This window comes from Verrucomicrobiota bacterium, assembly GCA_019247695.1.
In the GTDB taxonomy this organism is placed as follows: Bacteria; Verrucomicrobiota; Verrucomicrobiia; order Chthoniobacterales; family JAFAMB01; genus JAFBAP01.
The window spans coordinates 80,251-106,244 of sequence record JAFBAP010000084.1 but is presented as its reverse complement, the minus strand read 5'-3'; the positions used below and the strand labels follow the sequence as shown (position 1 = coordinate 106,244).

General features: G+C 61.9%; 23 protein-coding genes. 10 read left to right on the top strand and 13 right to left on the bottom strand.

Annotated elements, in window-relative coordinates; translation table 11 throughout:
* Positions 1–229: 229 nt before the first annotated feature.
* Positions 230–1,123 carry a DUF4352 domain-containing protein gene (locus JO015_09205; protein ID MBV9999278.1) on the bottom strand — a complete coding sequence of 298 codons (894 nt, stop codon included), beginning with the start codon at positions 1,121–1,123 and terminating at the stop codon, positions 230–232.
* A 359-nt stretch (positions 1,124–1,482) separates the two neighbouring features.
* A complete protein-coding gene (gene msrB, locus JO015_09200; GenBank protein MBV9999277.1) occupies positions 1,483–2,025 on the bottom strand; it encodes a peptide-methionine (R)-S-oxide reductase MsrB in 543 nt (180 codons plus the stop codon).
* A gap of 119 nt (positions 2,026–2,144) precedes the next feature.
* Between msrB and JO015_09195 the strand changes: the two genes are divergently transcribed.
* Positions 2,145–2,672 carry a response regulator gene (locus tag JO015_09195; protein MBV9999276.1) on the top strand — a complete coding sequence of 176 codons (528 nt, stop codon included), beginning with the start codon at positions 2,145–2,147 and terminating at the stop codon, positions 2,670–2,672.
* Here the strand turns inward: JO015_09195 and JO015_09190 are convergent.
* On the bottom strand, positions 2,651–3,031 hold the full coding sequence (locus JO015_09190; GenBank protein ID MBV9999275.1) for a hypothetical protein: 381 nt from the start codon (positions 3,029–3,031) through the stop codon (positions 2,651–2,653). The two genes, JO015_09195 and JO015_09190, sit on opposite strands and share 22 nt — an antisense overlap.
* 163 nt (positions 3,032–3,194) lie before the next feature.
* Between JO015_09190 and JO015_09185 the strand changes: the two genes are divergently transcribed.
* Positions 3,195–3,668 carry a carbohydrate-binding protein gene (locus tag JO015_09185; protein ID MBV9999274.1) on the top strand — a complete coding sequence of 158 codons (474 nt, stop codon included), beginning with the start codon at positions 3,195–3,197 and terminating at the stop codon, positions 3,666–3,668.
* A gap of 188 nt (positions 3,669–3,856) precedes the next feature.
* Here JO015_09185 and JO015_09180 read toward each other — a convergent pair whose 3' ends face one another.
* The 3 genes from JO015_09180 to JO015_09170 form a co-directional block, all read right to left on the bottom strand.
* Positions 3,857–6,286 (bottom strand): nitrate reductase, encoded by a 2,430-nt coding sequence (locus JO015_09180; GenBank protein ID MBV9999273.1) that lies wholly within the window; start codon positions 6,284–6,286, stop codon positions 3,857–3,859.
* 222 nt (positions 6,287–6,508) lie between these two features.
* Positions 6,509–6,673, bottom strand: a complete 165-nt coding sequence (locus JO015_09175; GenBank protein ID MBV9999272.1) for a hypothetical protein — start codon at positions 6,671–6,673, stop codon at positions 6,509–6,511.
* A 374-nt stretch (positions 6,674–7,047) separates the two neighbouring features.
* Complete coding sequence (locus JO015_09170; protein ID MBV9999271.1) at positions 7,048–7,617, bottom strand: dienelactone hydrolase family protein; 570 nt, start codon at positions 7,615–7,617, stop codon at positions 7,048–7,050.
* 404 nt (positions 7,618–8,021) lie between these two features.
* Here JO015_09170 and JO015_09165 point away from each other — a divergent pair, with 404 nt between their 5' ends.
* The 7 genes from JO015_09165 (at position 8,022) to grrM (ending at position 14,176) form a co-directional block, all read left to right on the top strand.
* Entirely contained in the window at positions 8,022–8,783 is a 762-nt protein-coding gene (locus JO015_09165) for an SDR family oxidoreductase (protein MBV9999270.1), read from the top strand.
* A gap of 241 nt (positions 8,784–9,024) precedes the next feature.
* The gene (locus JO015_09160; protein ID MBV9999269.1) at positions 9,025–9,204 is read left to right on the top strand and encodes a CsbD family protein; all 180 of its coding nucleotides are present in this window, start codon (positions 9,025–9,027) and stop codon (positions 9,202–9,204) included.
* A 594-nt stretch (positions 9,205–9,798) separates the two neighbouring features.
* Positions 9,799–10,572, top strand: a complete 774-nt coding sequence (locus tag JO015_09155; protein MBV9999268.1) for an SRPBCC family protein — start codon at positions 9,799–9,801, stop codon at positions 10,570–10,572.
* Positions 10,573–10,587: 15 nt separating this feature from the next.
* Positions 10,588–11,757: a glutathione-dependent formaldehyde dehydrogenase gene (locus JO015_09150; GenBank protein MBV9999267.1), complete on the top strand. Its 1,170-nt coding sequence runs from the start codon at positions 10,588–10,590 to the stop codon at positions 11,755–11,757.
* Between the two features lie 380 nt (positions 11,758–12,137).
* Positions 12,138–12,506, top strand: coding sequence for a hypothetical protein (locus JO015_09145; GenBank protein MBV9999266.1), 369 nt, complete (start codon positions 12,138–12,140; stop codon positions 12,504–12,506).
* Positions 12,507–12,536: 30 nt separating this feature from the next.
* Complete coding sequence (gene grrA, locus JO015_09140) at positions 12,537–12,944, top strand: rSAM-associated Gly-rich repeat protein (protein MBV9999265.1); 408 nt, start codon at positions 12,537–12,539, stop codon at positions 12,942–12,944.
* A 74-nt stretch (positions 12,945–13,018) separates the two neighbouring features.
* Entirely contained in the window at positions 13,019–14,176 is a 1,158-nt protein-coding gene (gene grrM, locus JO015_09135; protein MBV9999264.1) for a GRRM system radical SAM/SPASM domain protein, read from the top strand.
* A gap of 198 nt (positions 14,177–14,374) precedes the next feature.
* Here the strand turns inward: grrM and JO015_09130 are convergent, their stop codons facing one another.
* Positions 14,375–15,595, bottom strand: a complete 1,221-nt coding sequence (locus JO015_09130) for an alpha/beta fold hydrolase (protein ID MBV9999263.1) — start codon at positions 15,593–15,595, stop codon at positions 14,375–14,377.
* 99 nt (positions 15,596–15,694) lie between these two features.
* On the opposite strand from JO015_09130, the gene JO015_09125 reads away from it, so the two are divergent.
* Complete coding sequence (locus JO015_09125) at positions 15,695–16,303, top strand: hypothetical protein (GenBank protein MBV9999262.1); 609 nt, start codon at positions 15,695–15,697, stop codon at positions 16,301–16,303.
* A gap of 544 nt (positions 16,304–16,847) precedes the next feature.
* Here JO015_09125 and pstB read toward each other — a convergent pair.
* The 6 genes from pstB to JO015_09095 form a co-directional block, all read right to left on the bottom strand.
* The gene (pstB, locus tag JO015_09120; protein MBV9999261.1) at positions 16,848–17,702 is read right to left on the bottom strand and encodes a phosphate ABC transporter ATP-binding protein; all 855 of its coding nucleotides are present in this window, start codon (positions 17,700–17,702) and stop codon (positions 16,848–16,850) included.
* Between the two features lie 93 nt (positions 17,703–17,795).
* On the bottom strand, positions 17,796–18,491 hold the full coding sequence (locus JO015_09115; protein MBV9999260.1) for a hypothetical protein: 696 nt from the start codon (positions 18,489–18,491) through the stop codon (positions 17,796–17,798).
* 145 nt (positions 18,492–18,636) lie between these two features.
* Positions 18,637–19,995: an asparagine--tRNA ligase gene (asnS, locus tag JO015_09110; protein MBV9999259.1), complete on the bottom strand. Its 1,359-nt coding sequence runs from the start codon at positions 19,993–19,995 to the stop codon at positions 18,637–18,639.
* A gap of 132 nt (positions 19,996–20,127) precedes the next feature.
* Positions 20,128–21,036 carry an NAD(P)-dependent oxidoreductase gene (locus JO015_09105; GenBank protein ID MBV9999258.1) on the bottom strand — a complete coding sequence of 303 codons (909 nt, stop codon included), beginning with the start codon at positions 21,034–21,036 and terminating at the stop codon, positions 20,128–20,130.
* Between the two features lie 158 nt (positions 21,037–21,194).
* A complete protein-coding gene (locus JO015_09100) occupies positions 21,195–21,764 on the bottom strand; it encodes a DUF1442 domain-containing protein (protein MBV9999257.1) in 570 nt (189 codons plus the stop codon).
* Between the two features lie 1,107 nt (positions 21,765–22,871).
* On the bottom strand, positions 22,872–25,712 hold the full coding sequence (locus JO015_09095) for a VCBS repeat-containing protein (protein ID MBV9999256.1): 2,841 nt from the start codon (positions 25,710–25,712) through the stop codon (positions 22,872–22,874).
* Positions 25,713–25,994 lie beyond the last annotated feature (282 nt).

Genomic DNA, 25,994 nt, shown 5'->3' with positions numbered 1-25,994 from the left:
TTACCCTTTCCACGGGCGTAGGCAAACGGCCAACAAAAAAAAGCGGGACAGCTTCGGCTCGGGCTTCACTGATGGGCGCCTCAGGTCACTTCCCCAGGCGACAGCCGGGAAGCGGGCGCCCGCGGCCTGAGCACCCCGGGGCGGGGTTCCCGGTGCTCGAGGGCCCGATGGCCGGACGGCGTTCCAAACGCTGAAGGCGACTCCACATCCGGCAGCGGGCAATCCGAAGTCAAAGCTGCAAGGTGACCGAGGCTTCGCGGCTCGCGATCGGGCCTTGCTCCGGAACGATCAGGTTCAACGGCGTTTTAAGCGAAGTCTCCGGGACCTCGAACGCGATGGCCATCACTTTCGTGACGCCGGGCTCAATATCGGTCAGCCAGGAATCGCTCCCTTCGGTTGAAGGGCGCAGCACCGCCGAGGCAGGCCGCGACGGCCCGTAGGATACTCCGTTCGCGTCTTCGATTTTCAGATCTGCGGTCGACAGTTCTCGGACTCGGATCGAATCGTTCCGGACCGTGAAGGTCACGACGAGGAACTCTGCACCCGGGGCCGCGCTGACCGGTTTGAACTGGCCCCCGAGGGTGGTCGCGGTCTGGGTCCCGGCAACGGTGTAGGTATACAACCCGAGTCGAAATGCCGTGCCGAGCGTATAATTATCCTCCGGGTGAGAAGCAATTGCCGCAGCGGGTTCGGAACGAGCCTTGGCTGGGGCGGCGCGGTGATTCGCCGGTTGCCACGTCCGGAATCTGACAATTCCCAGGGCGGCCGTGAGCAGCAAGACGATACCGAGGGACTTCAACCACCAACGCCGATCAACCGAGGGCAACTTCTCGAAGGAGGACGGTGGCAGGGGTGCAGGCGGCAGGCAAGCCCGATACAGCATCCGCCTTTGGATCAGGAACGCCCGATCACTGATGAGGTTGCGCTCCCGCAACGAGCATAACACGGCGAGATGCTGCAATTTCGTCTCCGTGAGCGCCAACTCACGAGTGGCGCCGTTCACGACCCCGGGCAGTTGTCGATCTGCGTGCAGCAGTTGGGCGGGGTGCCCTGATTTAATTCCGTCCGTAGCGTCGGGACACTTGAGCGCGCCCCTCGTTTCCTCGCCAACTTCTACTTCCACCAGCCTATTAACCCCCACTTCTACTTTAACCACACGATTGTTTGACCGGGGTGTTCAGTTACCCGGCCGAAGTGCCCTGCAGAGTCAGGGATCCGCCTGCTCGGCACAACGAACAGGCAGATACGACTCCGGATCAACTTCACGCCGCTAGTTCTTTAAGTCAGAGCGATGCTGCGGGCAATAAGGGTTATGGGCGCGGGCTGTCCTCAAAATCCGTGTTGGTCGTGAAAGTATGGAAATCTTAATGGACCCGCCTATTTTGGAGGTCCGGCACCACCACAGGAACCCCTCCACACCCCCTCCGAATGTTTGCAGCGAGTCGGGGCGCACCGTGGTTGGACGGTACGGAAACAACGCGCTCACTTACTCGCTTGCGCGACTTCCCTTCCTTGGTCCACGAAGGTCAGGACGGCGGAGTTGAGGCAGAAACGCAACCCGGTGGGCTCGGGGCCGTCATCAAAAACATGGCCCAAGTGGGCCCCGCAGCGCGCACAAAGGATCTCCGTGCGATGCATGCCGTAACTGTCGTCCTCGTGGGTGACAATATTCTCCTTGGCAATCGGCCGGAAGAAACTCGGCCAGCCGGTCCCCGAATTGAACTTCGCGTCGGAAGCGAACAGCGGGAGTCCGCAGCAGACGCAATGATAAATGCCGTCACGATGGTTATCGAGCAGCGTCCCGCAAAATGCCGGTTCGGTGCCCGAACCGCGTGCAATCTGGTATTGTTCCGGGGTAAGTTGCTTGCGCCACTCGGCGTCACTCTTCTCGACCTTCGGGACGGCGACGGGCCCGGTAAGTACGCCCCCCGGCCCGATCAGCCTTACGATGACGTTCTTTCCCGCCGTGGCAGGTTCTTGGGCCCGGGAGTTGAACAGGAAGCCGCAGATAACGGCCAGGATCATGGTCGTCAACGTCCGGAAAGAGGAAACAGGTTTTCTCATGATGGAGGTAGATTCATTCAGGAATCAAGGCGTAGGCACCACGTGCCGCACACTGTGCGCCGCAGACGCGGGCCTACGTTATGAGATGGTGCGACTACAGCCTTTATTCCCGGTTAAACCCGGGTGACCGCCAGCCGATCATAAGCCGCAAAATGCCGGGCACCAACGCAATGGAGGATCGGAAAGGATCACTGCTCGTCGTGGGGGCAGAATCTTTCACGGCGGAGTACATCGTGGCAGCGCTGCGCGCTGAAGGGTACGACGTTCTGACGGCGTCAACCGCCGAAGAGGGCTGGGGACTCTTTTTGCGCGAAGGTCCCCGGGTGCGAGCAGTCATAACTGAGGGGGTGATGCCCGGCGGATGGGACGGTCTGGAGTTGGCTCGGCGTGTACGGGTGACCGCGCCGGAGACCCCGGTCCTCCTGGTGACGGCCCATCGTCCGCCGAGTCCACTCGGTCCGCGTTGCGCGATGTTACCGAAGCCATTTACAGTCGAGGCGTTACGCTTCGCCGTTCGCCGGCTCGTGGAGCCTTGTCCTGGGGTGGTGACCTACAAGTGCCACGAACCCGGTAGCGGGTGGCCCGCTCAGTCGGGCTCGCCCAGGTAGCGACCTGTGCCCGCGCTCTTGGGGGGTAGCACCTGCCCTGCTCTGGCCAAGTGATGCCTTGCGCTGTTCAGGAGCGCGCTGGCCGATTCACCACGGGTGCCGGTGCGGACCGCAGTGCTGTAACCCGATACGAAGGCGTTCATTTCGTGCAAAAAACTCATCCGCCAATCCGACGCGCCTTCTCCCTGGCCGTCCGGAAGGGTTCTCACCTTGGTTTCCAGCCCGGCGTGCAGCGACTGGCAAATCCCGTTGGCCAAAATGGCTTCCGGAATCAGGCGTACATCGGTCTGATCGACGACGGCCTTGAGGGCATAAAAATCCCGGCGCACATCCTCGAGGGTGTAGGTGGCGGCTTCCATGCCTCCGAACCTACACCGAAAACGACCACTTGCCATTTAAGGACGCTCGGTCCGGCGGGCTGCAGGTGAGCAACCGCTCCGGCCCGGCATAGTCGGGCCGAGGTTTCGTCATTTCTTTCCGGTTGAGGGAACAAAGCTTGGAACGCATCTTTTCTTATTATCTATGAGAAAGATTGTAGGAGAGAGCGGCGGACCCAATCCGCCGGAGGCTGCTGAAGGATGGTTAGACTTGGAAACCATCGCTCAAGTGGAAATGACGTCCGAAGATCCCGCCCATCCGATCGAACTCGCGTTCCGGCCCGGCGGGCAATCCGGATGGCGAGCGGCCAGCAAAGGACAGCAAACTATCAGGCTGTACTTCGATGAACCGGTCGCGCTCCGGCGCATCCATCTTGAATTCGTCGAGCCGAGGTTGCAGCGAGCCCAGGAGTTCACCTTAAGCTGGGCCCCGGATCGCGCCGGACCTTATCACCTGATCGTGCGGCAGCAATGGAACTTCAATCCGGATAATGCCACCACGGAGGTTGAAGATTTCCGGGTGGATTTGCACGAAGTGCGTGCGCTGGAGCTGGTGATCCGGCCCGATCTCAGCCAGGGACAAGGGTTGGCGTCGATTGCGCGCTGGAGCGTGGGGTAGAGGAGAGAGTTCGGGGTTCGGCATTCGGAGTTTGGAGTTCGGAGACGCCCTATAACCGGATCCAATCTTTCGGCGGAACACTGCGGGAAGACAGGATCATCCGCAGAACACGCAGAAGAACGCAGAAAGAGAGAAAACATCCACAGATTACACAGATTGACACAGATTATAATCGGACGGCGGCCTGCTCAACCTGCGTGTTCGGCGGATGCTTGTGAGAATGCGCCTGCGAGCAAGCCATTGACCCACGCCTGCTGGCAGGGGTTGAATCCGGGCGCGGCCGGGAGACCCGCGCCCAACGCGGGCGAACTGCGGCCTGAAGCGACCAAGCCTGCCACCAACCCGTGCAGGTACTCTTTCTGCTCGAGGTCGAGCGGCCAACCTTCCCGCAACCCCGCCAAGGCATTTTCCAACGCAAACGTCTCCAACGCCGGCCCGACCTTCTCCGTGGACTCAGGGCGCAGTGCATCCGCGACCTTTACAACTTTGACGGCGCAGAACTTGAACTCGGGTTGTTTGGAGATCGGGTCAACCGCTTCGTTGGTGGCCTCGTTGATGGCGAGGTTGTCACCGAACAAGTCGTTCCAATGAAACGGCGCAAAGCAGCAGCCCGGGCGAATACGCTCGGTAACCCGGGCCGGGTAGACGGCCCGGCCGCGCCGGGACCGCACCTCAACGGCGTCGCCCTCCTTGATCCCGAGCGCTGCAGCATCTTCGGGGTGCAGTTCGAGGAAAGGCCCCGGGTTGAGCCGGTTAAGCGCCGCCACCTTGCCGGTCTTTGTCATGGTGTGCCACTGGTGGGGGCAACGGCCGGTCGTCAGAACCAAAGGAAACTCCTCGTCAGGCAGCTCAGCGGGCGCCAGGTGCGGGCGCGCAAAAAACCGGGCTCGGCCTGACTCGGTCCCAAAACGGATGGCCGGTCTTCCCGTCCCGGCGGTATCCGGCGCGAGATAGCGGATCGGGTTTCGGTTATTGCCGCCCGGACCGCACGGCCACTGCAACGAGCCGTCGTCCCGGAGCCGGTCGTAGCTCATTCCGCGCAGGTCATACCCGGTCTGAGGGTTATCCAGTTGCCGCATCTCGTCGAACACGTCAGAGGCGCGGCCGAAATCGAAGGCAGGACCGTAACCCATGGCCTGCGCCACGCGGGCGATCAGGGCCCAGTCAGCGCACGCGTCACCCGGTGGATTAACGGCCTTCTCCATCAGGGTAACGTTCCGTTCGGAGTTGATCATCACGCCTTCAGCTTCCGCCCAGAGGGCGCCCGGCAACAGGATATCGGCGTACGGGGTCGTCTCTGTCGGATGATAAGCGTCCTGAACAATGACGAGTTCCGCCGTTTGCAACGCCTCGATCACCCCTGCCCGGCGCGGCATGGAGGCCACGGGATTCGTGCAGATGATCCAAACGGCTTTGATCCGGCCCTCCTTAAGCCGCTTGAACATCTGGACCGCGTCCGGGCCGGGCTCAGGGCCGATGAAGCCGGCCGGCCGGTCCCAGAACGTCTCCATGAAGGCCCGGTCGGACCGGCTCAGGACCGAGCGCTGGCCGGGTAAACCATTGTTCAGGTAACCCATCTCGCGCCCCCCCATGGCGTTCGGCTGGCCGGTAAGGGAGAAGGGACCGCTGCCCGGGCGGCAGATTTTTCCCGTCGCCAGGTGCAGGTTGCAAATGGCGTTATTGCTCCATGTGCCCTGCGTGCTCTGGTTAAGGCCCATGGTCCATAGGCTGACCAACTCGTTCGATTCCCCCATCCATCTCGCCGCGGTGCGGATATCGTCCTCCCGCAGGCCCGTTAACTCTGAAACCCGGGCCGGCGTGTACGACTCAAGAAATTCGGGCATGCCTGCCCAGCCTTCGGTGTATCGCTCGATGAAATCCAGGTCGACGTGGCCGTTTTCGACCATGAGGTGGAGCAAACCGTTTAGGAAGGCCAGGTCAGTCCCGGGCTCAATCGGCAGGTAAAGGTCCGCCCGGTCAGCCGTCGGCGTCCGGCGCGGGTCGACCACGATGAGCTTCGCGCCGGTTTTCTTTTTTGCGGCAAGCAGGCGAATGAACAAGATCGGATGGCATTCGGCCATGTTCGATCCGATGACGAAGAAGCACCCGGTTTGTTCAAAGTCCTGGTAGGACCCGGGCGGGCCGTCCGCGCCGAAGGACAACTTGTAGCCGCTGGCGGCGCTTGCCATGCACAAGCGCGAGTTGGCCTCTATGTTATTAGTACCGATAAAGCCTTTCGCCAGCTTATTGGCGAGGTACTGGGCTTCGGTGGCCAGTTGTCCGGATGCATAAATCGCGACGGAATCGGGGCCGTGGGTCTCCACGAGCGTGCGCAAACGCCGGCCGGTTTCCTGAACGGCGTCATCCAGAGGCACCTTGGCCAGGGGTGCCTGGCGCGTGGGCCGTAAGTGGGCGTAAGCCAGACGGTCCGCCGCTTGTACGTTGGGAGCGCAATTTGCCCCTTTGCTGCAAAGCTTGCCGTAATTGGCTGGGTGATCCTTATCACCCTCGACCTTGACGATCGTGTTGCCCTCGACGTGCAGGATCATGCCGCAACCCACCCCGCAGTACGGGCAAACGGTCCGTGCGGAGCGGGGAGATTGGCTAACGGTGTCCATAATTTCGCGAGAAAAAGGCTTGGAAGCAGGCCGAGAGAAAAAGCAGCTTCTGTGCCGCTGAAGCAGGACAACGACTTAACCTGGGCCGGCGGAAGCTGCCGGGCCCGATCCGCTCATTTCAATCCGGATCCGTTGCAGTCACGGCCGGAGCGTTCTCCCCGTCACCCGGCCGGTCGCCGGCCAGCTTGCGCCTGACTGCACGATGCCGGTGCCGCCGGAGCCTTAGACGTCATTGCAGGAGCCCGTCGTCTCAAACCGGTACAGCCACGCCGCATTGATGTAGGACCAGCTCAGGGGAACGAACTCCGTTTCGGGGATGACGGGTTGGGCAGTGTTCCGGAGGTTTTGCGGGAGCACCGCGACGGCTGCGTAGGTGGCTGTGTCCATAAGGTAGGGTGAACGGAATGGGCCCGGAGGTAAATGGAACTAAAGGACCAGGGCTCGTGCGCGCCGGACCGCGCCCGCCTGAGCCTCCCAGCCGCGTCCCCCGGTAAGGCGCGGGGCGGGCGGAGGCGCAATCCTTTTCTGAGGCAGGATCCGGCAAAACATGATTGGCAACGAGGAACGGATGCAAGGGCGCCCGGCGTTGTACAGGTCCGGACGCCTTGAGTCAAGCGGATGAATTGCCTGCGCCAACTCCCTTCCGGCCCGCTCTCAACAATCGATCTCCGGCCCGCTCGGCCGAACGCATGGGTCCGGAGGAACGGCAGGGCAGCCTGCAACAGCTCCAACCCATCGCAGCGGCGACGCGAAGGCGGAACTCAGCTTTCTGAACCGCTGAATAGATCCCGAAAGAAGCTTTGCATCCGATCCCAGGCTCGTTGCGCCACTTCCGCGTTGTACCCGACTCCTTGCAAGCCGGCGGCGCGAGCCTTTTCAGCATCAGGGTTGGTAAAGGCGTGAACGGCTCCCGAGTAGATGATGAATTCGCACTGCAGTTTCTCCTGGTTCAGAGATTTCAGGAAAGCATCCACCTGATCACTCTTGACCATCGGATCAGCCCCGCCGTGCAGCACGAGAAATTGGGCTCGGACCTTTTCGCCAGCACCGGCCGGGGCCGGAATCAGCGCTGCGTGGAAAGCAACGATCGCTTTGAGGGGAGCACCGGTATAAACCAGGGCCTGGCTGACCGCGCCGCCAAAACAGAAACCGATCGCGGCGAGCCGGGATTCATCGGCCAGGCCGGACTGCTGCAGTTGATCGAGGCCGAGCTGCGCTCGTTCCGCCATTAGCGGTTTGCCGTAGAGTTGTCCCGAAAGTGCCCGAGCCTCTTCCGGGTTGGTCGTTGTCTTACCGTCACCGTACACGTCCACGGCCGCAGCGAGAGGCATGGCGATCACGGCGAGAAGATTAAATCATCCGCAGAACACGCAGAGAACGCAGAAAAGAGAAAACATCCACAGATTACGCAGATTGACGCAGATTAAGAGGACCGGGCGGCAACTCGAACGTCGACACTCGCACCCACCCCCCATGCTGCCGCTCCGAACTCCGAACTCCGAACCCTTTCCTCCTCTTCGCGCCGTGGTCGCCGTGGCTCGCCGTGTTCGCCGTGTGAACTCTTACGTTGTGCCCGCCCACCCCGCTGTGCCCGCCGTGTTCGCCGTGTGAACTCTTGCGTTGCGCCCGCCAAACCTGCTGTGCCCGCCGTGTGACCGAACTCGACTCGGCACCCGGCAGGCTGTTTCCGTTTTTCTACGTTGTCGGCGCGCCCTGGGGATGTTCTGTTCTGTCCGTGGGTGGTCTTTTCGATCTTTCCGGGCGCCGCATCCTTATAACGGGTTCCAACGGCGGTCTGGGGTTTGAACTCGCCCGTGGTCTGGCCCGGCACGGTGCTTTGGTCATCCTCAACGGGCGCAATCCGGACAAGCTGCAAACGGCGGTGGACAAGCTGCGCTCCGAAGGTCTGGCGGCAGGAGGCTCCGCTTTCGACGTAACAGATGAATCCGGGGTCCGCGCGGCCGTGGCCGAATTGGAATCGAGTGGTCCCGTCGATTGCCTGGTGAACAACGCGGGTATTCAGCGTCGCGTTCGACTGGACGAGGTGGATGCTGCGACTTGGCAGGAAGTTCTCAACACGAACCTTACCAGCGCGATGCTCGTGTCGCGAGAAGTGGCCAAACGGATGATCAGCCGGCGCGCCGGCAAGATCGTGAATGTCTGTTCACTGATGAGCGACTTCGGCCGGACGACGACGGGTCCTTACACTGCGGCCAAGGGAGGATTGAAAATGTTGACCAAGGCGATGTGTGCAGACTGGGCGCAGTTCAACATCCAGATCAACGCCGTTGGCCCAGGCTACTTCATCACGGAAATGACCCAGGTGCTGGCCGACCACCCGGCGTTCGACGCCTGGGTGAAGGACCGAACGCCGTCACGGCGGTGGGGTTATCCCGCTGAGCTGGCCGGTGCGGCCGTTTTCTTCTGCAGCGAAGCCTCCTCGTTTATCAACGGTCAAATCCTGTACGTTGACGGCGGGATGATGTCCGTCCTCTGACGCTCCTCCCTGGAGTCACAATCCTTCCGCGGGTTTGCAACCCTGGGGGTGAGAGATCCCAAGAGTTCGACCTCAGAGACACGCCCGCACTCAAGGTTACTCTGGATTATAGCAAATAACTGAAAATCTAGTAGGTATCGGAATTCCGCATGGGCACGACGCCGGCGGGCCACGTCACCCGACCATTGACGCGCCCGGGTTCGATCCGTAGACAACTAAACCTCAACCCCCACTGATCCCTATGGAAGACAGCACCAAAGACAAGGTGAAAGGCAACGTTGACCAAGCCTCCGGCAAAGTGAAGGAGAAGTTAGGTCAAGCAACGGATAACCCGGACCTGGAAGCGGAGGGCACCGGCGAGAGGATCAAGGGCAAGGTCCAGGAGAAAGTCGGCGACATTAAGAAGGTGTTCGAGAAATAGCTTGCCCAGACGGGCGGGTTATCACGACAGCGCACCCGGTTATCGGGTGCGCTGTCTGCGTTCAGACCGCACGCTTCAAAAATAACACGACGGGTACCTCAAAATTCTGAGCGAAGGCACCGAACCGCTGCAGAGAGGTTGATACCAGCCCCGGACCGGGGACGTACGGCGCCGGGTTTCATCCAAGGTGCCTGCGTCCCGCGGCGAGACGAGCGCGAACGGTCAGGCGCTATGGCGTTACGGACCAGGGTTTTGCCCAATGGCGTTTTCGGGGCTGGGTGGCAGCTTCCGGAGCGAACCTCCCGACGAGCGCGAGACGAACCCTTTTTCAACAGAAAGCGAAACAGCCCGTCAGCGTTCAAAAAAGTACTGTGCCGGGGCAGTAGGCCGGCTCCGGGCTGACGAACCGCAAGGGAAACCGTGGGACAGTGCAAAGAGGAGGAGCAGTGCGGGCCCCGGCCGCACCGACGCGGATGGCAACACCAAGGAAGGCAAATGAAAGAACAGAAACTGGCGCGTGCGTTAGGGTGGTTCAGCATCGGGTTAGGTTTGACCGAGGTAGCTGCCAACAAGGTACTGGCCGATGCCCTCGGGATGGAGGACCGTGCAGGCCTGTTGCGTACCTACGGTCTCCGTGAAATTGTGAATGGAGCCGGTATTCTTGCAGCGAAGGACCCAACGCCCTGGATTTGGGCTAGAATTGCCGGGGACGCTCTGGACATCGCCACGGTCGCGACCGGCCTCGGTGACCATAACCCGAAGAAAGACAACGTGCTCCTGGCGCTGGCGGCACTTACCGGTGCTACGGCCGCGGACGTGATTTGCAGCCGGCGCCTCAGCCAGGCGCAGCGCACCACGCTTGGACCGCGAGGAGGCGGCGCGGAGGCAACCCGGATTGAGGCATCGCTGACCATCGAGAAACCGGCAGAGGAACTTTACCGGCGGTGGAGCGAACCGGAAACCCTTTCGAAGGTCATGGGCCACTTCGCGGAGATTCAGGCCTCCGGCGATGGCCGCGCCCATTGGCAGGTGCGCGGACCGTTTGGTCGCGCTTTGGAGTGGGACATGCGCACGGTTGAGGAGCGCCCGGGCGAGGTTCTCCGCTGGCAGGCTTTGCCCGGCTCCCACCTTCCGGTCGAAGGCTCGGTACGCTTCCGCCCTGCCGCCGCTGACCGGGGCACGGTTGCCACGTTGTGTTTCCAATTTGACCCGCCGGGTGGTGTGCTCGGCGATACCGCCCTCAAAGGACTGGGCGGCGCGCCCCGCCTGATCGCGAGCAAGGCGCTGCGCCGCTTCAAAAACCTGGTCGAGACCGGCGAGATCCCCACCACCGAACGCCAGCCCGCCGGCCGTGCCGACACGCATTAACAAGGGAACAAGATCATGAGAGCGCTCTGTTGGAACGGGGTGAACGATTTGCGGGTCGAGACCGTATCGGATCCGGAACTTGTCAACCCGCATGATGCTATCCTGCGGGTTACGATGTCCACGACCTGCGGGTCGGACCTGCACTTGCTAGACGGCTACATCCCGACCATGAAGGCGGGGGACGTCATCGGCCACGAATTCATCGGCGAGGTCGTCGACGTGGGCCTGGAAGTGAAAAAGGTGAAGCGAGGGGACCGGGTGGTCGTGCCGTCGTTCATCTGCTGCGGCGTTTGCTGGTACTGCCGCCACGAACTGTACTCGCTGTGCGACAACACCCACCCCAAACCGGAGCTGCAGGAACCCCTGTTCGGGTATCCTACCGCAGGCATTTACGGCTACTCCCATGCGTTTGGGGGCTATGCAGGCGCCCACGCGCAGTACGTGCGGGTGCCGCACGCCGACGTGGACTGCTTCCGGATTCCCGACGGGTTAACCGACGAACAGGTGGTCTTCCTGTCCGATGCAGCCCCGACCGGCTACATGGGTGCGGATTTCTGCAACATTCACCCGGGCGACACCGTTGCGGTCTGGGGGTGCGGCGGCGTCGGCCTCATGGCCCAGCAAAGCGCTTTTCTGCTTGGCGCCGCACGGGTGATCGGCATCGACCGGTTCCCGGAGCGTCTGCAAATGGCGCGTAACCACGTCGGTTCCGAAACGATCGATTACACCCAGGTTGACAACGTGCTTGAGGTGCTCAAGGAAATGACGGGCGGCCGCGGCCCGGATTCCTGCATTGATGCGGTAGGCATGGAGGCGCATGGCACCGGGGTTCAGTATGCCTACGACCGGACCAAACAAGTCCTGCGCCTGCACACGGATCGCGGTGAGGCGCTGCGACAGGCCATTCTGGCCTGCCGGAAAGGCGGCACCCTCTCTATCCTCGGGGTGTATGGTGTGATAGATAAGTTCCCGATCGGCATCATCATGAATAAAGGGTTGACGGTGCGCACGGCCCAACAACATGGGCAGGCCTACGTGCCGCGGCTCCTGGAGCACGCGTCCAAGGGGGAACTCAACCCTTCCTACCTCGTCACTCACCGTCTCTCCCTCGAGGATGCGCCGCGCGGCTACGAAATGTTCAAACATAAGCAGGACGGCTGCGTGCGGGTGGTATTTACGCCTTAAAGGCCTGTCCGAATATATGGTTTCGTGGTAGCCCCGGACGGGCCGGAGGCCGTCGGCAGAAGACGGCCCCGAAGGCCGGCTGCATCACAAAATATTGCTTGACTGACCTTCCGGTCGAGAGAAGACTGCGAGGCGTCGAAGGCAGCCCCCCAACGCTTATGCATCTTCGCTCGTTCAGCTACATCCGCGCGCTCTGGTGCGGTATCGCCCTTTGCTTCGCAGGCATGGGTCCTTGCCTCGCCGACCCGGAAAATGATCAACCGCCGAGCTCCGCGCCTCCTTCTAACAAACTTGATTCGGAAAAAGGATTTCGCGGGCTTCAGTTCGGCGTTCCAAAATCCGGCCTTCAAGGCCTCACCCTCCAAGAAGACCATGGGGACGTGAAGCTTTACGCCCGCAAAGACGATAACCTGACGCTTGGCCCGGCGAAACTCGAGGCGATAGTCTATTACTTTTTCCAGGATAAACTCTACGCCGTTTCGCTGCATACGGCGGATCGGGAGAATACGTTGCTTTTGTTGCGCATCGCACAAACCGCCTTCGGGCCGGCGGATCGGCGGCCGGGCACGGAAGGTGAAAGCGGCGAGGATCAACTTGACCAGTCGTGGCAGGGAAAAGTCTCGGAGGCCATTTTCACGGCAAATGCAAAAACAGAACAAGGCAGCTTGCTAATTCGTGATAACCAATTAGGCAATCAAGTTGAGGCTCAGCTCGACAAGTCAGTGCACGAGGCAGCTGACGAACTCTGACGCGTGCGGAGATTGCTTGCGACCGATACGATGAAACCCCGTACAAACCATCAAGAGCATCCCCAGGAACGTTCCCTCGCCCAGGCCTTGAGCGCGCTTCTCGCAATCGGAAGCGGGCTGCTACTGGCGCCGGCTACGGACGCAAAGGCGGTCGAGGGCCAATCCGTTCCCGGCAAGCAAGATTCTCCCAACTCGTTGGAAGTTCGCGTCCAGAAAGTGCGAGAACAGCTCAACGAGGGTCAAGCACCACCAACGCTGAATCCGGACGACAACGCCCCCGATCAGATCCAGACGATGTGGTGGGGCAATTGGCATAACTGGCACCCGGGTTGGGGCAACTGGCATCCCGGCTGGGGCAACTGGGGCCCGGGTTGGGGAAATGGCGGCTGGCACAACTGGCATAATTGGCACAACTGGCACAACTGGGGAAATTGGTAGGACGGGGTCGTCCAGTTGCGGTCGTAATCCGTGAGTTGCCGGATCAGCGCGTCGGGTAGTTTTCGGTCGACCTCATGAAAGCTCTACCCTCGCACGCTCAACCGGGGTCTTTGACAAACCCGGCCAGACCCTGGGTAAGCCTTCTGGTCCTGCAACCTTCGCCGTTCTGCAACATCAATTGCGATTATTGTTACCTTCCGCATCGAACGTCGACGAGGCGGATGACGATGGAAGTCATCGCCCAAACGATCGAGAAGGTTTACGTGGCTGAGCTCGTGATCGGGCCTCTAACGCTGGTCTGGCATGCCGGAGAGCCGTTAGCCGTTCCGATTTCCTACTATGAACGGGCCTTTGCCGTGGTCCGCGGACGCATACCCGCCGGAGCCGCCGTCCGGCATTGTATGCAGTCCAACGGGATACTGCTCAATGAACGTTGGTGTCAATTCATCAAGGCGGAGGGGATCTCGATCGGGCTCAGCATCGACGGGCCGGCTTTCATCCATGATGCCCACCGAAAGACTCGCCAAGGTAAGGGCACGCATGAGGCTGTCCTGCGTGGCTTGAGGCTCCTGCAGAGTCGCGACATCCCTTTCCACGTGATCAGCGTGATCACGAGCGATTCGCTTCCGCACGCCGAGGAAATCTACCGGTTCTTTGCAGATTTGGGCGTTGCTCAGGTAGGATTCAACATCGAGGAAGTCGAAGGAGAAAACGCCGTTTCCTCACTAGGAGTTTCGTCCGCAGAGGCGCAACGCGTTCGCGCGTTTATGGCGACGATTTTCAAGCTGCAGAAGGCCGACGGCGGGCGCATGCGCGTGCGCGAATTCGACGCAGCTCTCGAGAAGCTCCGGAGCGGGATGTCCCTTCGCGATCTGGACTTTCCGTACTTCAATGAACAGGTCCGGCCTTTTGGGATTCTGAATGTCGATTGCGAAGGCAATTTTTCTACCTACTCACCGGAACTTCTCGGGATGCACTTACCGAAATATGGCCAGTTCACCTTCGGCAACGTTCTCGAAGATGATTTTGTAAGTGTGGTGACGTCGGGCAAGTTCCGCGCGGTGTTCGAAGACATCGTGGCAGGGATCCGTAAATGCCGGGATTCGTGCGCATACTATGGGTACTGCGGGGGCGGCGCCCGGCCAACAAGTATTACGAAAACGGCAGTCTATCCACGGCGGAAACGGTATTCTGTCGTCATAGCATTCAGCTTCCGCTGGACCTCGTTCTGAGCGATCTGGAGCGAGGTGTGACGCACGCGCAAACAACTACGCAAACAAACGGCTGAAGCGCACCCGGGCAGCGGAGCGCGTGAGGGGGCCGCCTTGACGGCTCCTTCCGCGGCGGGTCGCGGAGGGAACGTCCGAAGGATTAAAGGTCCAGGCAGCTAACGCCTGCGGCGTCTGCCTGCACGCCTGAAGGCGGATTTGCTACCGGGAACAGTCGTTGGGAGGGGCTATCCGGGCGAATCGTTGCGAAATCCATTCGATGACGGGGTCGGCGGCGTCTCTGGCAATCCACGCGTGGCCTACCCCCGGCAGCATCAGCAAACGAACCTTGCTGCCCGCCGCGCACAGCCGTCGCATATAGTCGAGCGTCACCTGCGGCCGGATCGTATCGTCGGCGGTTCCCTGGGCCAGAAAGACGGGGATCGCCGGCGGGAGGGTGCCGATGGTGTTCTCGGCGAGCAGCGAGCGCCATGGTTCGACGTCGGTAAGATGGTCCACCGTCAGAAAGTGCCGCTGCAGGGCCCGGCCCACGGCTCGTCGGGGCAGGATATCGATCGGCGATTCGAGGCAGAGCTGCGCGAGCCGGGTCACGGCGGGCATGGCGGCGGGCGCAACGACCTGGTTGATCGGCACTCCAAATACGCGCGACCAGGACCATAAGGTCATGGCAAGAAGGTTTTTCCCGCCGGGACTCGTCAGGTCATCGCGCAGCAGGACGCCGAGTTCCGAGGCGGGCGCCGCGGCCGCGACGCCGGCCACGTCGAGTTCCGGCGCATAATCCCGGGCGAGACGCGCTGCGTAAAGAACGGCCTGCCCGCCTTGCGAATGCCCCCAGAGCGCCACGCGGGCTCCAGCGCCGTTGCCGGCCAGAACGCGCGCCGCACGCAGAGCATCCAGAACGGCACGGCCTTCGCTAACCCCGACCAGAAACGGGTGCGGGCCGGGCGTCCCCAACCCGGGGTAATCGGTCGCGACGACGATGTAGCCGCGCCGGAGCATCTCTCGGAGACCCTGGACCTGCTGAAAGAAGAACCGGGCGAGGGATGGCGCACAGTACGGCACGATGCCGGAGGTCGGATGCGCCCAGGCGACAATGGGCCTGCCGGGCACGGCTCCGTAGGGAATGATGACGATGCCCGAGACCGCGATCGGCTCGCCCTTAAGCCCCGTTGATCGGTAGAGGATCCGGTAAGCCGCCGCCTGGAGCGGGGCGCCCGGCCTGGGCTCAGCCCGAATGACGGTTCCGGGCGGTCCCGGAAGCTCGGCAGCCAGGGCGTGGTAAAAAGCGCTCTGGGCCAAAGCTGCGGAACAGCTTAGGAATAAAAACAGCAGGATCGCCGGCGGGCGCCATGCCCAATGCTTGTTCGTGTGCAGATTTCGTTGGGTGTATGTTTTCGTCGAGCTAAAGGGGGGATGGGTCATCGGCAAACGACCGGCGGCCGCCGCAAGAGGCGTGGTTTGGGCATGGCCATTGAAATCCCTACATCGATACTCATTCGTGTGAGACAGTAAAGGCTGGAAATGGATTCACACTACATCAAGTGGAGATCGATTGGTTTGACCATAGCCGCCTTCTTCTGCCTGGCGGCCCGGGAGCCTCAATCAACTCAGGCCGAACCGGGCCGGATAATCGCTGGCGAGGGCATCGGTCAAATCCGCCTCGGCAGGTTCGGCGCAGCCTCCCTGGCCAGGTTACCCCGGCCGGATGCGGATGATTCAGGCATGGGCCGATACCGATCGGTTTGGCTCTCCGGAAAGCCGGGCGGCCGCACCGACACGCTCTGCGTCTACTCGGTTGCGAATGGACCAAGGGACATCCAACCGCTCCGGGGCGTGAGCATCAAGCTCATCCGAGTCACCTCTTCCCGGTACCGTACGCCGGATGGCCTCTCAACCGGTAGCCGGTTCGACCAAATGATGCGTCATTTTCCGGGCGCACGCCCCAGAAACGGCGACCAGAGTCTCTATGACGATACCGGCCGAGGAATCGCCTTTGAGTTCGATGGCCCTGCAACGGCCGGCTCGCGCTGCATCGCCATTATGGTTCACCTTCCCGGTGACGAGGACGTGCATTTGGCGACTGCCCGGGAAATCGACGAACTCCTCCGCTCAAACGGCAAGCTACCTTAGCTCGAAGAGTTAGTTCTGAGGCAGCGGCGTTGGTTTGTCGAGTCGGAACCCGCCGGCAACGCTTTCTGCCGCCCCTTCAGCAAATCCAACCCGGCGGGGCGGGCGTTTGTTAGCGAGGGTGTACAGGCGTGACGCCTTAGGAGGGCTCGATCGTGATTTGACGGTTACCCAGGGGGTGAAGCCCTGGGCTAAGTTCCCTTGGCCCTTCGGGCCGTAAGACGGTCGCGGCTGTCCCCGCGCTGCCCTCAAAAAATGTGGGTAAAGCTCAAGGATTCACCCTGGACTAAGTTCTCCCGGCCCGCTGGGCCTAAGACCAGTTCAACAAGGTGCGGAGCATCATCCAGCGGCGACATCCCCCTCCAGCCGGCATTCTACCGAGATAGCTGCCTGAATAGCATAAGTTCAGCCGTCCCTCCGGGACGAAAGCATCGCCCTCGCCTCTAACTAAATGGCATTGGGGTGAACCGTGGGCTATGTTCCCTTGGCCCTCGCGGGCCGTAAAGCCGTCCCCCCGGGAACCTGCCAACGGAGTCCAGCCGGCCCTTTAACCGAAGCGGCCGGAAATGTAGTCTTCGGTCTGCTTCTGGCACGGGTTGCTGAACAGTTTGTCGGTGCGATCGAACTCGATCAATCGGCCGAGGTAGAAGAAGGCGGTCCGGTCCGAACAGCGTGCCGCCTGCTGCATGTTGTGCGTCACGATGACGATGGTGAACCGGTCGGCCAAATGGCTGATGAGGTCTTCGACCTTCGCGGTGGCGATCGGATCCAGCGCCGAGCAGGGTTCATCCATGAGGATGACCTCAGGTCGCACGGCGATCGTGCGCGCGATGCAGAGCCGCTGCTGCTGGCCACCCGATAGGCCCAAAGCGTTCGCGTGCAGCCGGTCCTTCACCTCGTCCCAGAGCGCCGCGCCGCGCAGGCTTTCCTCGACGGTTTGGTCAATGAGGCGTTTGTCGCGCACACCGCCAATCCGCAGGCCGTAGGCGATGTTTTCGTAAATCGATTTCGGGAAGGGATTGGACTTTTGAAACACCATGCCGACCCGTTTGCGCAGCTCGATGACGTCCACCCCCGGCCCGTTGATGTCCACGCCGCCCATCCGGATGGCGCCGGCGCTCACCCAGGCGCGCTCGATGAGGTCGTTCATGCGGTTCAGGCAGCGCAGCAACGTCGATTTGCCGCAGCCCGACGGGCCGATAAATGCGGTGACCTGGCACCTCGGGATGTTGAGGCTGATGGCGTCCAGCGCTTTTGAGGGCCCATAATGGAACTCCACCCGGTCGATCTCGATGACGATCTCCTCGACGTTCGCCGCAGGCGTGGCGATTGTGCCGGGGGCGGGCGCGGGACCGGCTTTACTCGCCACCGTGATGGGTCGAGCGATTTGCGTCTCGTTCATAAAAGCATTCCTCCAAACAACCGGCCTGAGCGGGCCAGGGCCACGCACCCTTCGTCCAGCGGCCCCTGCGGAGCCCTCACACGGCCAAGCGGGTCAGACCATCTCCAGTTTGTTGCGCGGATGCCGCACATCCTTGGCTTCGGCGGCGTAAATGACCGCTTCGGCCAGGTTTTCCACCAAGTAGGCGCTCGCCTCCAGACTCTGAGCGACAGCCATGAGGTTAACCAGCGTTCGAGCGTGCTGCGGCCGTTCCGGGATCAACGTGCTGAACCCCTCCTCCAGATCTCGCGCCGCCTGGGCCAAAGGCTCCATTTCCACCCGAATCCGTTCGGCGCTCTGGCCATCGAGTTCGGAGCAGGCCGCCCATCCCAGCGTCAGCGCGCGTTCCAGGGTCTCCAGGGCCGGGTGGGCCTTTAAGGCTTCCTCCAACGGCGCCTGCTGGTTTAATTGACGCGCCCGCCGCGCGATCGTCACGGCAAGATCGGCCAGCCGCTCGAAAATCGAGCCGGCCTTCATGGTGGACAGGACGATCCGCAGGTCGAAGGCTACCGGCGCGTAGCGCAACAGGAACTCGGTGGCGGCTTTGTCGAGCTGTTTCTCGAGCACGTCGATTTCCTCATCGTCGGCAATGGCGGCCGTGCACGCCTCGTCGTCGCGCTGTTCGAAGCCGGTCTTGGCGTTGTGAAAGCTCCGGCGGACCAGGGTGCCCATGAGCAGCGCGTCGGCCCGCAAGGCTTCCAGGGCTTGATCAAAGCCCGGCAGACGGTGTTTGCGGTTACTCTCAGCCATAAGCCGGCGCTTGGGCACGGTGCCTTGTGCGCACCGGTCACCGTACGACGGCGAACGATATAGAAAAGCCTGGCAACGTTACATTTTCTTAACCAACGCGTTGAACCAAGCGGCCCGAAGCCACCGGGCAAAGTGATTCCGCTTTTCAGAATTCCGCATTCCCGGGCGTGCGGGCAAACGGAATCACGTCCCGAATGTTGGATACACCCGTTAAGAACATCAGGAGGCGTTCGAAGCCCAGGCCGAAACCGGCATGTGGGACCGTGCCGAAGCGGCGCAGATCCAGGTACCACCAGTAATCCTCCTCGCGCAAGCCATGCGCGCGCATGTTCTCCTGCAGCACGCCGAGGCGCTCCTCGCGCTGCGAACCGCCGATGATCTCGCCGATGCCCGGCACCAGCACGTCCATCGCAGCGACGGTGCGGCCGTCATCGTTCACGCGCATGTAGAAGGGTTTAGCCTCGCGGGGATGATCAAACATGATCACCGGCGCCCGGAAATGCTCTTCGGCCAGGAACCTTTCGTGTTCCGACTGCAGGCCGAGGCCCTCGGCCACAGGGTACTCAAACTTGCGTCCGGAGGCGTTGAGGATGGCGATCGCCTCAGTATAGGAAAGCCGCTGGAACGAGCGCTCGGCGACCAGAGTGAGCCGTTCGAGGAGTCCTTTGTCCACAAACCTGGAAAAGAGCCCCAGGTCTTCCGCGCAATGGTCCAAAGTATAGCGAACCATCGCCTTAACGAACTCCTCGGCGAGATCCATATCCCCCTGCAGGTCGCAAAAGGCCATTTCCGGTTCGACCATCCAGAACTCCGCGGCATGCCGGGACGTATTCGAGTTCTCGGCGCGGAAGGTAGGCCCGAAGGTGTACACCTTCGACAGGGCGCAGGCGAACGTTTCGGCTTCGAGCTGGCCGCTGACCGTCAGGTAGGCAGGCTTGCCGAAAAAGTCGGGTTCGCCGGCCTGACCGCCGGTGTCTTGCAGCGTGGTGATGCGAAACAATTCGCCGGCCCCTTCGCAGTCGCTGGCGGTAATGATCGGCGTCTGGACGTACACAAAATCCCGTTCCTGAAAGAACTGGTGCACCGCAGAAGCCAGGCGGCTCCGAAGGCGGAACACCGCGCCGAACAGGTTCGATCTCGGGCGCAAATGCGCGATGGTGCGGAGGAATTCAACGCTATGCCCCTTTTTTTGCAGCGGGTACGTCGCATCCGCTGGTCCGATGACTTGCACACGCGCGGCATGGATCTCCCATTTTTGACCGGCCGCGGGTGAGGCGACGAGCCGTCCCTGCACGCGCACCGAGGCGCCCGACGTGGCGTGCACCACCTCATCATAACCCGGCGCCTCGTGATCCACGATCACCTGCAGATTGCGCAAGCAGGACCCGTCATTCACCTCGAGGAATGAAAAGTTTTTGGCATCCCGGCGGGATCGAATCCAACCTGCAACCTCGATTTCCCCCTCAGCACCGGCTGAGAGGGCGTGTTTAATAAGCGTGATCATAAAACCGGAATGGCGTAGCTGGGGGGTTCGTTTGCAGTTAATTCGTTCAGCAGCACATTTGCAGCCGGATTTTGCATCCGGCTCGTTTTGATGCAGGCGGTCCCGCTCACCGGCCCGGGCTCACGGGCGAAATCAGGTCCTGGACCCCGCCAGACCGGCATCTTCCGAACAGCCTAACGCGATGGCCGACCAATCCATGTCCGCCCGGCCCTTGGCCAGCGCGGCCAAGAGCCGATCCCGAAGCAGAGAACCCACCGGCATGGGCACCTCGCCCTCCGCCGCAAGGTCAAGCACCAGCCGCAGGTCCTTCCACCCCAACTTCACGCGAAAGCCGGCGGGCTCGTAACGGTGCCGGGCGACGTATTCCCCGTAACCCTTGTAGACCACGCCGCCAAACAACGTTTCGGAAAGCAATTCGGCCATCTTTTCGCGCGCGATGCCATGTTTTTCCGCGAGCGTAAACGATTCGGCCATGCATTCAACCGCGGCCAGGATGTTGAAATTGACGGCCAGCTTCGCGGCGTTGCTCAACCATGGTTGCTCCCCGAGGTCAAAGATGCGCTGGCCGATTCGACGCAGCAGCGGTTCAACCGTCGTCTTGGCCGGGCTGGGGCCCGCCAGCAGGATAAACAGGGCGGCAGCGGCTGCGCGGTCGGGGCGGCCGATCACGGGAGAACTCAGGTAGATGACCCCGCGCTCCCGGTGGTGCTCGTCCAGGCGGCGGGCGGTTTCCGGCGAAATGGTGCTCAGGGACACGTGGACGCCGCCCTTCAGGCGTTCCGTAAACGCGGGGTCGGCCAGCGCGATTTGTTCAAGGCCGGCGTCGTCGGCGACCATGGTAAAGACGATGCCGTTTTCGGCGGCGGCCTCGCAAGACCGGCTGACCGGAATCGCCCCTTGCTCTACCAGGGGATCGGCCTTTTCACGGGTCCGGTTGTAAACACGTAGCCGGTAGCCTGCCTTGAGCAGGTTCGCGGCGATGGGGCTTCCCATGTTGCCAAGCCCGATGAACCCGATGCTTCGGTCATCTTGTGCGCTCATGGACCTTGAGGTACGGCGGGATACGGTGCCGGGTCAACGGGATAGTTTGGATTCGGCCGCAGGCAGAAAGCGATAGGTGCAGCCCCATTCCTACCATCTCCCACGACGGTTGAGCCGGGCTTTGCCCCGAAGGGTGATCGAAACGGAGGCCGGCCGTTTCAGTGCAGTTTAAGGGTCCACTCCAATCCGCCCCCGACGGGCAGTTGCACGCTGTGCGCGTCGGCGCGCGCTCGGACGGTGTCGACAAATGCAGCCAACTCACTCGGGTGCGTGATAACGTTGTCCGTCAGAACCCCGCCGCCGACCCGGACCTTTGGCCAGAGCAGGTCGAAGTAGACCCCCGTGCTCGGCTTGTCGGCGTCGATGAAGACAAGGTCGATCCCATCAGGCATGCCGGTCAAGACCTGGCGGGCGTCGCCGAGGTAACTTGTCACTCGATTCGCCACACCGGCGGCGGCAAACGCCGCCTTCGAGGCGGTGTACTTCTTTTCGCTGGCGTCAACCGTGTGCAGGTGGCCGCCGGTTAGGGCCAACGCGGCTGACCACCACAGCCCGCTGAAACCATAGCTCGTGCCGACCTCGACGACGAGCCTGGCCTGGTGTCCGATGGCCAGGGCGGCAAGAAGTTCGCCCTCCGCCCGCGGCACCTGCCACGCGTCGTGGCGGGTCTGAGCGAGCCGGTCGAGCGTATCGATCTGTGCGGCGAGCGCCGGTGATAAAGGGATCATGGCAGGGATTCCGTGAAAAGGGCTTGGTACGCCGGTTCATGCGCGCCGGGCCTGCCGCGCATGGATTCTCATCGCGTTTGACATACGGTGTCAACTCCGTTCCACTCGTTGGCCCGTTCGGGTTCCCTGGCCGACATGGCGCAGGAGGCAGACGCTCGACCTCTACGCCCCCAAAAAGGCGAAGGAAGTGCCCTTGATCGTCTGAATCCGCCGGGGCGCCTTTCTATTTGGCTCGAAAGAGGGTTTCCCGCCGGAACCGGTCCCGCTGCGGCTGCTGCCGGAGGGGTACGCGGCACTGCCATTTAGTTAACGGCCGGTGGATGGGGACGCTTTGGTCCCGCAGGGACGGCTGAGGTTAGCCAGGGACTTCAGTCCCTGGACGGGGCATTTAAGGGGGAATGCGTCCCTCACAGGGGACGCGATCCCTCTTCTACCATTCAGGCCGTTATTCCGATAGAAGATCGCCTCAGGGGGGGCGCCGGAGGATGTTGCGCAGCTTGTTGAATGGGTCTTACACCAATTTAGAAAGTTACCTTGGTGGAAGTTCGACCGGGTTTCAGCCCCGAAGCCCCGACGGGGCGGCAGAACTTAGCCCAGGGTTTACCCTGGGTAACCGTAAAACACGATCGAGCCCTCCTAAGGCGTGACGCCTTAGGAGGGCTCGATCGCTCTTAAATGCCCCGTCCAGGGACTGAAGTCCCTGGCTAACCTCAGGCGTCCCTTCGGGACCAAAGCGCCTCCCTCCAGCGGCCCTTAACTAAATGGCCGTGGGGTAAACCCTTGGCTATGTTCTGCCGGCCCGTTGGGCCCGGACCGTTTATACGGTTTAACAGGTGTAACTCCGGCAGGGCACCTGGGGGGGGAAGACAAGATTTTACCTCGATGGTTATCGAAATGGTACTACTATGACCTTCCGAATCGCTCCGAAGACTCGGGTACGCTCTACCAACATTGCGTTCGCGCCGCTGAAAACGGGCTGAACTTCGGCGTGCACGGGCTGCCGCTGGAATGATGGCATGAACCTGGTTGGAAAAGGGGGCCGGGGCGAAAGCGTCTGGCTGGCTTTCTGCCGCTTTGTCCGCATGGGGACGCGGCCCCCTGCCTTCCTCAGAACACGTTGTCGGCGGTGTTGAGCAACCAGCCGCCAAAGCGGGTGCCGTTAGGCTGCATCATCGGCGCCGCCATGGTACTGCCTGCGAGTTTCAGGATGCCCACACCCCAGGCGCTGGTGATGAAGATCTCCGCCTGCCTGCCACCCGCGAACCGGGCGGCACTGCCCAACCGGTTCTGGGATGACTCGAAGAGCCAGCCACCGAAGCGCGTGCCGTTAGGCTGCATCATCGGTGCGAACATAGTGTTGCCCGAGAGCTTCAGAATACCGATACCCCAAGCGCTCGTAACCAGCAGTTCATCCTGGCCATCGCCGTCGTAGTCGGCGGGTGAGCTGAAATTGTTATCAGCGGTTTCGAGCAGCCAGCCGCCGAAACGGGTGCCGTTAGGCTGCATCATCGGTGCGGACATCGTGCTGCCCGACAGCTTCAGAATGCCCAGGCCCCACGGGCTGGTGACCAGGATTTCCTTTTTGCCGTCCCCGTCAAAATCGGCGGCGGCAGGGCCGAAATGGTTGTCACCGGTATTGAGCAACCAGCCGCCGAAACGGGTGCCGTTGGGCTGCATCATCGGTGCGGCCATGGTGTTTGCCGCGAGCTTCAGGATGCCCACGCCCCAGGCGCTGGTGACGAAAAGCCCGGCGTGACCGCTGCCGTCGAAATCCGCGGCCGGACCGAAGCGATTATCCTTCGTCGAAAGCAGCCAGCCGCCGAAGCGGGTGCCGTTAGGCTGCATCATCGGCGCGGCCATGGTGCTGCCCGAGAGCTTCAGGATGCCGATGCCCCAGGGGCTCGTCACCAGCACTTCGGCGCGGCGATCCCCGTCGAAGTCCGCCGCCAGGCTGAAGACGTTATCAGCCGTCTCCAGCAGCCAGCCGCCGAAACGGGTGCCGTTGGGCTGCATCATCGGCGCAGTCAACGTGCTGCCCGACAGCTTCAGGATGCCCAGGCCCCAGGGACTGGTGACAAGGATTTCGTCCCGGCCATCTCCGTCGTAGTCGGCGATAGGTCCGAAGACGTTGTCCGCCGTATTGAGCAGCCAGCCGCCGAAGCGGGTGCCGTTAGGCGCCATCATGATGGCCGTCATCGTAGCGCCCGTCTCCTTCAGGATGCCGAGGCCCCACGGGCTGGTGACCAGCAACTCGGCGATGCCGTCGCCGTCGAAATCGCCTGATCGCCTGATGACGATGGCGTCAAGATTTTGCAACGCGGCCAGCAGGGCGGTACCGTTCGGGCTGCCCCAGCCGGTGCATGCATCCCATCCCGGGGTGGCGGGATAGCCGGACACGCCGTCGAGCCCGTTGTTGGCCGGCCCGGGCGAGCCCAGGATGTCGCGGAACACGTAGGAACCCAACCTGTAGAGCACCGGGTTGATAAAGCCAACGTTTACACCAAGGGCGGCGTTGAGCACGGCGATGTAGCCTGCCCACAGTGGGGCGGAGGCGCTGGTCCCGTCACCGATGCCTGAGGACCCGTCAACCGTCAACGGATAACCGCTGTTCGGGCTGGCGTTGGCAGCCACATCCGGCACGCCGCGCCCGACGTGCTGGTCGTTGAGCGAGACGGGCACCCCGGCACCGAGTTGGTACTTGGGCATCGCAAAGAAGTCGCTGATCCCGCCCCCGGTCGCACCTTCGACGCCGCCGAAGAAGGTGTCATTCCAGACGTATTCGTCATAGCTGGAGCCGTTGACATTGCCGATGGTCGTGCCCCCGACCGACAACACCCACGGGTCGCTCGCGGGGTATTGGACGTGCGCCTTACCGTCCGTCCTCTTGGAGGCGGTACCCGTGTCGCCCGAGGCGATGCAGACCGTCAGCCCCTGAATCGCCGCATCCTGGAACGCCGCGCTCACGGCGTTAACGAAACTCCGGCTCAACCCTTCCGCGGTCAACGTCGCCGAGTCATCGCCATTGCAGAGGTAAAACGATGAGGAAAGGACGGAACAGACCGGATCGCCCGGTTTGGGATGCGCCACGCGATGTAATAGATCGATCCAGCCCGCCTGGCTGAATTTCGTGAAGTACACCGCGATCTTCGCGCCGGGCGCGGCTGAACCTGCGATGAAGATATCCTGGGTGGTTTCCGGATCCGCGTTGCCGCTGTTGCTCGCGTCGACGTTGATATCGACGATGGCCGGCGGGTGGCCGCCGAAAGACTGGCTGATGTCGGAGGATTTGTAGCCGTCCTCGGAAAGGATCGCGATCGTTTGCCCGGCGGCGGAGTTGCCCGGGAACCGGTAAAGCTGCCGTGCCGTGTCAACGCTGATCGGTTTGGTGTTCGTCGGATCGGCCTTGTTGCGTTTGACGACCCGGCGGTTGTCGAGGCCGAAGACGCCGGTGATGATGTCTTGCAGTTCCGCCGGGATGTGAACGAAGCCTTCCCGGCCCCGGTAGACTTCGGTATGGACTGGGTCGCGGGAGCCGTCCTGCACTTCGTGTTCGTACCGGCCCAGGTTGACGGCGAATGCGTTGTTCATCTGTGCGACCGTGCCGGAGATGGTCACGGTGCGGCGCGCCAGGTGGGTTTCTTCAACTGCCAAGCCATGTTCCTGGGCGAACTTGACGACGAGAGCAATATCGTCCGGAGCGGCCCCGTATCTGGCCGCAAAATCCCCTTCGGACAGCCGCTGCCGCTGGCGGGGCGGTGTTTTCAGAAAGTAATCGAAGTCAGGCGTCGGCATTCCGTCCGGGCGACGGCGGACGACGACGGAGATCCGGACGGCGTCTTCGGCTGGAGATGGTCCCAGCAACTGTGCGGTCGCGGAGGGTTGGCGTTCGCTGCCTTCCAGACGGACGTAGCCGGGACGCAGAGGACTGAGGGCGTGTGGTACTGGCATAATAAGTAGGTGTCAGTTGGAGCGGAGTCGAATCGAGCGGCTGGTTTTACAAATCGCTGCAAGGCAAACCCTCTGGAGAGAAAAGGTCGCTGCCCTTACCTGAAGAACTGGTTAGTTAGTTAGCGAGTTAGTTAGTTATTTAGTTCCAGCGTGAAGGCATAGGACGGGCGCAGGGTTGCTTGGCGCAATTCCTTCCAATTCGCCCCCCTGAGCGGTTTGTTGCAGGCGATTCCGAACCCCACGAGATTCAGCGGCCGTTTTTGAGGCCGGGACGGAGCATAG